This window comes from Marinomonas pontica, assembly GCF_026191375.1.
GTDB classification, from domain to species: domain Bacteria; phylum Pseudomonadota; class Gammaproteobacteria; order Pseudomonadales; family Marinomonadaceae; genus Marinomonas; species Marinomonas pontica.
Genome location: NZ_JAODTL010000011.1, coordinates 1 through 10,133 on the forward strand (window position 1 = coordinate 1; position 10,133 = coordinate 10,133).

At 47.0% G+C, this 10,133-nt stretch carries 6 protein-coding genes and 2 pseudogenes; all 8 read left to right on the top strand.

Translation table 11 applies throughout. The features are described 5' to 3' along the window. Window positions 1–663 (top strand): annotated as a pseudogene (locus N5P32_RS01470) (16S rRNA (cytosine(967)-C(5))-methyltransferase RsmB); the annotation flags it as partial. Window positions 664–1,128: 465 nt separating this feature from the next. Beyond that, window positions 1,129–2,502 carry a Trk system potassium transporter TrkA gene (gene trkA, locus N5P32_RS01475; protein ID WP_265727434.1) on the top strand — a complete coding sequence of 458 codons (1,374 nt, stop codon included), beginning with the start codon at window positions 1,129–1,131 and terminating at the stop codon, window positions 2,500–2,502. 104 nt (window positions 2,503–2,606) lie between these two features. Beyond that, window positions 2,607–4,056 (top strand): annotated as a pseudogene (locus N5P32_RS01480) (TrkH family potassium uptake protein). A gap of 40 nt (window positions 4,057–4,096) precedes the next feature. Continuing rightward, a complete protein-coding gene (gene ybaK / locus N5P32_RS01485) occupies window positions 4,097–4,570 on the top strand; it encodes a Cys-tRNA(Pro) deacylase (protein WP_265727435.1) in 474 nt (157 codons plus the stop codon). A 49-nt stretch (window positions 4,571–4,619) separates the two neighbouring features. Then, complete coding sequence (gene gmhB / locus N5P32_RS01490; RefSeq protein ID WP_265727436.1) at window positions 4,620–5,177, top strand: D-glycero-beta-D-manno-heptose 1,7-bisphosphate 7-phosphatase; 558 nt, start codon at window positions 4,620–4,622, stop codon at window positions 5,175–5,177. Window positions 5,178–5,374: 197 nt separating this feature from the next. After that, window positions 5,375–7,825 (top strand): EcoAI/FtnUII family type I restriction enzme subunit R, encoded by a 2,451-nt coding sequence (hsdR, locus tag N5P32_RS01495; RefSeq protein WP_265727437.1) that lies wholly within the window; start codon window positions 5,375–5,377, stop codon window positions 7,823–7,825. A gap of 85 nt (window positions 7,826–7,910) precedes the next feature. Then, the gene (locus N5P32_RS01500; RefSeq protein WP_265727438.1) at window positions 7,911–9,431 is read left to right on the top strand and encodes a type I restriction-modification system subunit M; all 1,521 of its coding nucleotides are present in this window, start codon (window positions 7,911–7,913) and stop codon (window positions 9,429–9,431) included. Next, window positions 9,431–10,133, top strand: a 703-nt coding sequence (locus tag N5P32_RS01505) for a restriction endonuclease subunit S (RefSeq protein ID WP_265727439.1), incomplete at its 3' end; no start/stop codon positions are given. The genes N5P32_RS01500 and N5P32_RS01505, both read left to right, overlap by 1 nt.

Consider the following 10,133-nt stretch of genomic DNA (forward strand, 5'->3'; position numbering starts at 1 on the left):
AATTTCGAAGAAGGTTTTGCCAGTGTGCAAGATGAAGCCGCGCAACTGTCTGCTCATATATTGGCACCGAAAACAGGCGAAAAACTTCTGGATGCGTGCGCCGCTCCCGGAGGCAAAACAGGGCATTTATTAGAGCAGGCTCATCCTTTGGATTTGACCGCCGTCGAACTAGAACCATGGCGCATGGAAAAAATCGAATCCAACATCGCACGCTTAGGCTACCAAGCCAACTTGATCTGCGCCGATGCGGGTGACATTACGGCATGGTGGAATGGCGAGCCATTCGACAAAATACTGCTCGACGTACCTTGTTCAGCAACGGGTGTGATTCGCCGCAACCCAGACATTAAGATCAATCGAAAGCCAGCGGACATTAACGAGCTGGTCGAGATTCAACGCGACATCCTTCAGAATGTTTGGAAGACATTAAAACCTAGTGGCTACATGCTCTATGCAACATGCTCTCTGATGCCAGAGGAAAACGAGCAGCAGATTCAGCATTTTCTGGCCCAACAAGATGACGCCAACGAAGTTCCGCTGAATTCATTGGCACCCGAACTAACCTTAGAGTGGGGAATGGAAGTGAGCCACGGACGCCAGCTGTTCCCGATGGTTGAAGCTCATGACGGCTTTTATTATTGCCTACTGCAAAAAACCGCATAACAAAAATGGCGTCTAAAGAACGATGAGTAACCGATAGATACAGCCAACTTATTGAGCTGCTTTCTATTTCCCGAAAATACCCAGCAAATTGTTTCACATGAAACACAGCTTGCTGGGTATTTTTTGCCTTAATTTTAGGTCTAACTCTTTAGAGCCAACAACGCCGACTTGAAATAAAGTGCCTACTTGATCAGAGGCTCCTTCTTGATAAGACGTTAGTGAGAGCAAATTGAAAAATATAAAGTAACCGACCTGAATGGATTTTATTAGCCTAGAACCAGTCCAGAAAAAAACAGGCGTTGATAAGGCAAAATAATTACGAGTATTTCGCAAGTTCAAGTTAAATATTTGCCCTTATGTGGGTAAACTTGCACTACTGGATTCGAGTAAAAAATAAGCACGCGAATTCAAAGATCCGAAGACCACCAACACACAATGCGATCCTAAGGTAGCGAAAGGCAGATTATGAAAATCATCATTATAGGTGCGGGCCAAGTCGGCGCGACGCTTGCTGAAAACTTAGCAAGTGAAGATAACGATATTACCGTCATTGATACAGATCTAAATCGCCTTAGAGAACTGCAAGACAGACTGGACATACAAACGGTAGAAGGCAACGGTGCACACCCAGATGTGTTAAACCAAGCCGGCTGTAATGACGCCGATATGCTGATTGCCGTAAGCAACCAAGATGAAACCAACATGGTGGCGTGTCAGGTTGCGCATACCTTGTTTAAAACCCCTACCAAAATTGGTCGTGTCCGTTCCAGTGCTTACTCACATTATCCAGAATTATTCAGTGACCAAGCTTTACCGATGGACGTTCGAATCAGTCCAGAAAAAGAAGTGACCAAACATTTAAGTCGTTTGATTCGTTACCCAGGCGCGTTGCAAGTCATGGAATTTGCCGAAGGCAAAGTTCAGCTAGTGGTGGTCAAAGCCGAAAAGGGTGGTCCATTAATCGATCAACCAATCAGCTTTTTGAAAGAACACATGCCGTCTATTCAAACGCGAATCGCGGCCATTTATCGAGATGGTAAATCCATTTCGCCTGATGGCAACACGCACATCCATGCCAATGACGAAGTCTTTTTCTTGACTGCGCAACGCGATGTATTGGACGTAATGAGCGAACTGCGTCCTTTGGACACGCCTTATCGACGCATCATTATCGCCGGTGGCGGCAACATTGGTGAGCGATTGGCACAGAGTTTGGAAAAAGAGTATCGCGTGAAAATCATTGAGCGTGACCCAGAACGTTGCCGCTATTTGTCCGAAACGCTGGACAATACCATCGTGCTTAACGGTGACGCGTCCAAGCAAGAATTGCTGTTAGAAGAGAACATTGAATCCACCGACGTTTTCTGTGCGCTGACCAATAACGATGAAGCCAACATTATGTCTTCTATGTTGGCCAAAGTACTGGGCGTGCGAACGGTTATGACGATCATCAACAACCCCGCTTATGTGGACATCGTGCAAGAAGGCATGATCGACATCGCCATTTCGCCTCAACAAACCACCATCAGTTCTTTATTGAGCTACATCCGCCGCGGTGACGTGGTCAATGTTCACTCGATGCGCAAAGGGGCGGCAGAAGCATTGGAAGCCGTAGCGCACGGCGATTATCGCTCCTCAAAAGTGGTTGGTCGCAGTATTGCGAATTTGAATCTACCCGAAGGCGCCACCATCGGTGCCATTGTTCGCGAAGACGATTTGATCGTGGCGACCAGTGAATTGGTCATCCAAGCAGAAGACCACGTCATCATCTTTGTCACCAACAAAAAACAAATTCCGGCGGTTGAGCAACTGTTCCAAGTGGGTTTAACTTTCTTTTAATGTAAACTTCCATTGGTATAAAAAGACCGCTTTTATTCAAAAGTGTCCGCCGATTTTTAACGCAGGCCAAACCAACGAACACGGTTCGGCTCAAGGAAAGCAGTATGCATTTTAGTGTTATTTTACGTGTCATCGGATTATTGGTTATGGTGTTCAGTGTGTCACTGATACCGCCAATTATCGTTTCATTGATTTATTCCGATGGCGCACTGAATGCCTTTTTATACGCATTGGCGATCAACATTGCGGGCGGGTTTTTCCTGTGGTTTCCAGTTCGAAAAGAACGTGGCGAATTAAAAATTCGCGATGGCTTCTTGGTTACTGTGTTGTTCTGGACGGTACTGGGCTTATTCGGTTCGGTGCCATTCTTTTTGGCCGAGACGCCAGATCTCACCTTTACCGATGCCTTGTTTGAATCCATTTCAGGGCTAACAACCACCGGAGCGACCATCCTGACGGGAATCGATGACTTGCCTCAATCGATTTTATTTTATCGTCAGTTGCTCACTTGGTTGGGCGGTATGGGTATCATCGTATTGGCGGTTGCCATCATGCCTATGTTGGGCATCGGTGGTATGCAGCTTTACCGTGCAGAAACACCGGGGCCGGTAAAAGACACCAAACTCACGCCACGTATTGCAGAAACAGCCAAAGCACTATGGTACATCTACGCCACCCTAACGAGTGTTTGTGCCTTGGGGTATTGGATTGCGGGAATGAGTTTATTCGACGCCATCTGCCACAGTTTTTCAACAGTGGCGATTGGCGGTTTTTCCACACACGACGACAGTATCGGTTATTTCAATAGCGTTGCTATCGAGATGATTTGTACCTTCTTCATGATCGTGTCTGCATTCAACTTTGCCTTGCATTTCTACGCGTGGCGACACAAGAGCGTTTGGCATTATTTCAAAAGACCCAGAAGCGCGTTTCTTTTTATTGATACTTTCTAGCACGGTGATTCTAAGCACGCTCGTACTGGCAATGACATCGACTTACGATTGGGGGACCTCCATTCGTTACGCCGTTTTCGAAAGTGTGTCTATCGCGACAACGTCTGGCTTTGGTACGTCAGACTTTGCCAGCTGGCCTCATTTCTTGCCGTTCTTATTAATCGTCACATCCTTTGTTGGTGGCTGCGCAAGCTCAACCGGCGGCGGCATGAAGGTAATACGGATTCTGCTTATCCTCAAACAAGGCATGCGTGAAATTCAACGTCTGATTCACCCCAACGCGGTCATCCCCGTCAAAGTCGGCGGAAAAGCGATCAACGAACGTGTTGTGTCTGCTGTCTGGGGGTTCTTCTCCGCCTATCTATTGGTGTATGTGGTGTTAATGATTGGCCTCATGGCAACGGGTTTGGATCAGGTAACCGCCTGGTCTGCGGTGGCCGCCACGTTAAATAACTTAGGCCCAGGTTTAGGTGACGTGGCATCAAGCTTTACCAGTGTTAGCGATCCTGCCAAATGGATGTTGTGTTTCTCTATGCTGTTAGGGCGTTTGGAAGTCTTTACCTTGTTGGTCTTGTTCACGCCCATGTTTTGGCAAAAATAGAGCGCGTTAAACGTTTGCTCAGCATAAAAGGATTCACACGGTGACACCGGCGATCAACCTGCTCAAAAAATCGAAGATTGCTTTCAGTATTCACGAATACGAACACGATCGAGATTGCACAAATTTTGGAGAAGAAGCGGCGCAAAAGCTAAACCTAGATCCTGCGTGTGTTTTCAAAACTTTACTGGTCAGCGATGATAAGCAGGTGTTTGTTGCCATTGTGCCCGTCACCGGCACTTTGAATTTAAAACGCGCCGCCAATGCGCTGGGCGTGAAAAAATTACACATGGCAGACACCAAGCAAGCGGAACGGCTCACAGGGTATTTGGTTGGTGGCATCAGCCCAATCGGCCAAAAGAAAAGTCTCGTGACATGCATTGACCAAAGTGCGCACCACTTTGACAAAATCTACGTCAGCGGCGGCCAACGAGGGCTCGACATCGGTCTGGCTCCTGCCGACCTCAGCCTAGCGTGTCGTAACGCTGTCTTCGCAGACATTGGCGACGCCAAATAAACGTCAAACCCATCTTTCTTAAAACACGCTCAACACAAAGGCATTTTATATGGCGCAAATTAAACCGATTATTTTGTTAGACCGAGACGGCGTCATCAACCAAGATTCCGACGCCTATGTAAAATCCGTCGAAGAATGGCAACCCATTCCGGGCAGTATCAAATCGATCGCCGCACTTTCCAAAGCCGGTTTTAACGTCTTTGTGGTGACGAACCAGTCCGGCATTGCGCGCGGTTATTACGACGACATCACACTGCAAGCCATGCACGACAAAATGATCGCACTGGTAGAAGCAGAGGGCGGCACCATCAGCGGCATTCAATATTGCCCACATGGACCAGACGACAACTGCCACTGCCGCAAACCCAAAAGCGGCATGATCGAAAACATCGAAGCGGAGCTTGGACTGTCATTCGAAGAACACCCCGCCATAATGGTCGGAGACTCTCTGAGAGACCTTCAGGCAGGAAATGCACGTGGTTGTTCGCCAGTATTGGTATTAACAGGAAAAGGCCGTGAGACGCAGTACAAAGCGATCGATTTTCCCTTCGCTGTCTATACCGACCTTGCCGCCTTTACCATCGCCACATTGCACAAATACAGCTGATCGAACGTCACACCCAACGCACAACAAACCCACTGTTAGTAACTGCTTACCAACAGCGGGTTTGTCTTTATTAGGTCGCCGATTTTATTGGGTATTTGTCAGGCACTTTTTCAGAGAAATGCAACATGAGTAGCAATTCAATCTCAAGATAAGTAAATTATCATAAAGCAAACACCTGTTTAGTTATGGAAGTCTATATGTCTCAAGGGATGAACAAAGCCAAACTTACCGAAACCGACATCATCACCAAACTCATACTACCCGCCGTCAAAAGCGCGGGATGGGATGATCACACTCAGATACGCCAAGAGTTTCCCATTACGGATGGCAAGGTGGTGGTTCGAGGGCAAATGGCAGCTCGTCAACGAGCGAAATTTGCCGATATCGTTTTGTTTTATAAAGACGGCATGCCACTGGCAGTCATTGAAGCCAAAGCCAATAAATACCCTATTGGTCACGGCATCCAACAAGCTTTAGGCTACTCTGAATTACTAAAAGTACCTTTTGTGTTTTCCTCTAATGGCGATGGCTTTTTATTCCACGATAAAACGAACCCGAATCAAATCGAAACGGAAATAGCGCTAGAAGACTTTCCAAGCTGCGAACAGCTTTGGCAAAAATACATTGTTTGGAAAGGTTACCAAGCACACCAGCTGCCGTTAGTGAGCCAGAGCTATTACAACGATAGCGAAGGTAAAGCGCCGCGTTATTATCAGATGCAGGCCATTAACCAAACCATCGATGCCATAGCCAAAGGACAAGACCGTCTTTTATTAGTGATGGCGACTGGAACAGGCAAAACCTACACCGCCTTTCAAATTATTTGGCGTTTATGGAAAGCCAAAGCCAAGAAACGTATTTTGTTTTTAGCGGATCGTACCGCGCTGATAGAGCAAACCCATATTGGTGACTTTCAGCCATTTGATACCAACATGACGATCATAAAAGGGCATAAAATCGACCCTTCTTACCAGATTTACCTAGGTCTGTATCAAGGCATGACAGGGTCAGAAGAGCTTCAAAAAGCCTACAAAAACGTATCAGAAGACTTTTTCGACTTAATCGTTATCGACGAGTGCCATCGTGGCAGCGCTGACGAAAACAGTCACTGGCGCGAGATTCTGGATTACTTCTCCAGCGCAACACAGATAGGTCTGACCGCCACCCCAAAAGAAACCGAAGACGTATCCAATATTGAATACTTTGGCGACCCCATTTACACCTACTCGCTCAAACAAGGCATCGAAGACGGTTTCCTCGCGCCTTATAAAGTCATCCGAGTGGACATTGATAAAGATGTGCAGGGTTGGCGGCCAGAGAAAAATCAGGTCGACACACATGGCAACCTAATAGAAGATCGAATTTATAACCAGAAAGACTTTGATCGCACGCTCGTGATCGATGACCGCACAGAATTGGTCGCTAAAACCATCACTAACTACCTAACGCGAACCGATCCGATGGCCAAGACCATCGTTTTTTGTAACGACATCGACCATGCCCGACGCATGCGAGAAGCATTAGTTCGACTCAATCCCGAACAAATGATGAAAAACGATAAATACGTAATGCGCATTACAGGGGATGAAAAGGAAGGCAAAAGCCAACTTGGCAACTTCACCAACCCCAAAAAATCGTACCCTGTAATCGCAACAACCTCAGAACTCATGACCACCGGTGTCGACGCGAAAACCTGCAAACTCATCGTCTTGGATCAGAACATCCAATCCATGACCAAATTCAAACAGATTATTGGCCGTGGCACCCGAATCGACGATAAATACGGCAAGCTTTGGTTCACTATTTTAGACTTCAAAAAAGCCACCGAGCTGTTTGCCGACCCACGTTTCGATGGCGAACCAGAGCAAATAAAAGTGGCCTCTGCGCGCGACTTCGAAGCCGATGACGCATTCGAGTCGATTATTGATGGGCACGACGACGGGGTTCTTCCAGACGAAAATTCGGACCCAGACGCCATTCAAGAACCAGACGCAGAATATCACCACGATAATCCCGATGCGTGGGACAATACAGACTACAACCTAAACAACGACAGTGAAGACGAAGACAAAGTACGCAAATTTCATGTCAAAGGCGTAAAAGTGAGCGTCCTTGCAGAACGGGTACAGTACTATGATTCTGATGGTAAACTGGTTACAGAATCGTTTAAAGATTACACCCGTAAAACCGTTGAAAAGCAGTTCGCCAGCTTAGATGAGTTTGTGAAAAAATGGCGTGACGCCGATAAAAAACAAGTCATCATCGAAGAGCTCGAAGAACAGGGCGTGATTTGGAGTTTACTAGAGCAAGAGGTTGGTAAAGACCTCGACCCATTCGATATGATTTGTCATATCGTCTATGATCAGCCGCCATTGACGCGCAAAGAACGTGCGAACAACGTGAAAAAGCGTAACTACTTCACCAAATTCGATGGTGTGGCACAAGAAGTGCTCACCCGATTGCTGGACAAATACGCCGATGAAGGCGTATCCGAAATCGAAAATATTCAAGTCCTTAAAGTCGCCCCATTTGACCAAATAGGCCGCATGAGAGAGATCATCAAAAATGGATTCAACAATGATAAAGAGCAATATTACGACGCGGTAAAAGCCTTGGAAAACGAGCTATACCAACCTCAAATAGCCTAATACTCAACACGCCCACGCCAGCACACATAACCACGCTGGCGTGAACACGTAGCGTGTCACCCGCATTCAAAAAATAGAGAACCTTATGTCAATCAGTACTGTTATCAAATCCATTCAAGACATCATGCGCAAAGACGCCGGTGTAGACGGCGACGCTCAGCGCCTCGGACAAATGTCTTGGTTACTCTTCTTAAAAGTCTTTGACGCACAAGAAGAAGAGCTAGAGTTTGAAATGGACGATTCGTACAAAGCGCCGATTCCAGAAAACTACTTATGGCGCAACTGGGCCACCGACCCAGAAGGCATGACAGGTGACGAGCTACTGGAATTCGTTAACGACGACTTATTCCCTGATATGAAAGCGCTGAACGCTCCGCGAGATTTAAACCCGCGTGGCTTTGTGGTGAAAGAGGCGTTTAGCGATGCCTACAACTACATGAAAAACGGCACCTTGCTGCGTCAGGTGATCAACAAACTCAACGAAATCGACTTCACCGACTCCAATGAACGCCACCTGTTTGGCGACATTTACGAACAAATCCTGCGCGACCTACAAAGCGCAGGTAATGCGGGGGAGTTCTACACGCCCCGTGCCGTGACCAAATTTATTGTCAATCGCCTAGACCCTAAGCTCGGCGACCAAATTATGGACCCTGCCGCCGGCACAGGTGGCTTCCTAGCGTGTAGTTTTGACCATGTTAAAGACCACTATGTGAAAACAGCCGAAGACCACCAAACCCTGCAACAGCAAATTCACGGCGTAGAGAAAAAACAGCTGCCGCATTTGTTATGTATCACCAATATGATGCTGCACGGTATTGAAGTGCCTTCCCAAATACGCCACGGCAACACCTTAAACAAGCCGCTTTCGAGCTGGGACAGCACCATCGACGTGATCGCCACCAACCCACCGTTTGGCGGCACCGAAGAAGACGGCATCGAAAAAAACTTCCCTGCGGATATGCAAACCCGTGAAACCGCCGACTTATTCTTGCAGCTGATTATCGAAGTACTGCGAGCACCGTCCGCGAATGAAAAGGGTGGTCGAGCAGGCGTGGTGCTGCCAGACGGCACATTGTTTGGCGAAGGCGTGAAAACCAAGATCAAAAAGCTGCTGACCGAAGAGTGTAACCTGCACACTATCGTGCGTTTACCTAATGGCGTGTTTAACCCTTACACGGGAATCAAGACCAATATCTTGTTCTTTACCAAAGGCCAGCCAACCAAAGACGTGTGGTTCTACGAACACCCATACCCAGACGGTGTAAAGAACTACAACAAATCCAAACCTATGAAGTTTGAAGAGTTTCAAACGGAAATCGACTGGTGGGGCAATGAAGAGGATGGCTTCGCTAGCCGCGTCGAAACCAACCAAGCGTGGAAAGTGTCTATTGATGACATCATCGCCCGTAATTTCAACTTGGATATTAAAAACCCATACCAAGAAGCGGTCGAAGTGCATGATCCAGAAGAGTTATTGGCCACCTACCAACAGCAGCAAACGGAAATCAGCGAACTGCGCCTACAGCTTAAAAACATCCTAGGAGACGCTCTACTGAGCACGGCAAACAGCCAGCAAGACGACTCGGAAGAGGAACGTGGCTAATGGCTGAGCTTCACTCTCTACAAAAAGACTTTTCACAGGAAGGTAATGTCCAACAGCTGATTACCCAGCATATTGACCTTTGGACAGGCGCAGTCAAAGCCAAATCCAGCGCCGGTCGTGGCAGCCGTGGTAAACGCGAACTCTACGGCATTAAAAAACTGCGTGAGCTGATTCTTGAATTGGCAGTACGTGGAAAGCTGGTCGCCCAAGATCCCAACGACGAACCTGCATCGGTTTTGCTAAAGCGTATTGCTGCGGAGAAAGAAGAGCTGGTGAAACAAGGCAAAATCAAAAAGCCGAAAAAACTGCCCGAGATTAGCGAAGAGGAAAAGCCTTTTGAACTACCTGTAGGATGGGAGTGGGCTAACTTTCAGGATATTGCATATTATCTTACTGGTAAGACACCTGCCACCAAAGAGCCATCATATTGGGAAGGGAAATTTCCATGGGTAAGTATTGCTGACTTGGTACATGGGGGCATAGTGCAAAGCACATCTAAACTTGTGTCTCAAAAAGCAGTAGAGAAAGTATTCAAATATGCTCCGATAAAAGCAGGTACGTTGTTGATGAGCTTTAAACTCACGGTCGGCAAGGTATCAGTTCTCGGAGTGGATGGATTTCATAATGAGGCAATAATTTCTATTTATCCTTTCAATGGAATATTGCAAGATTATCTACTCAGAATTTTACCTAGTCGAGCTA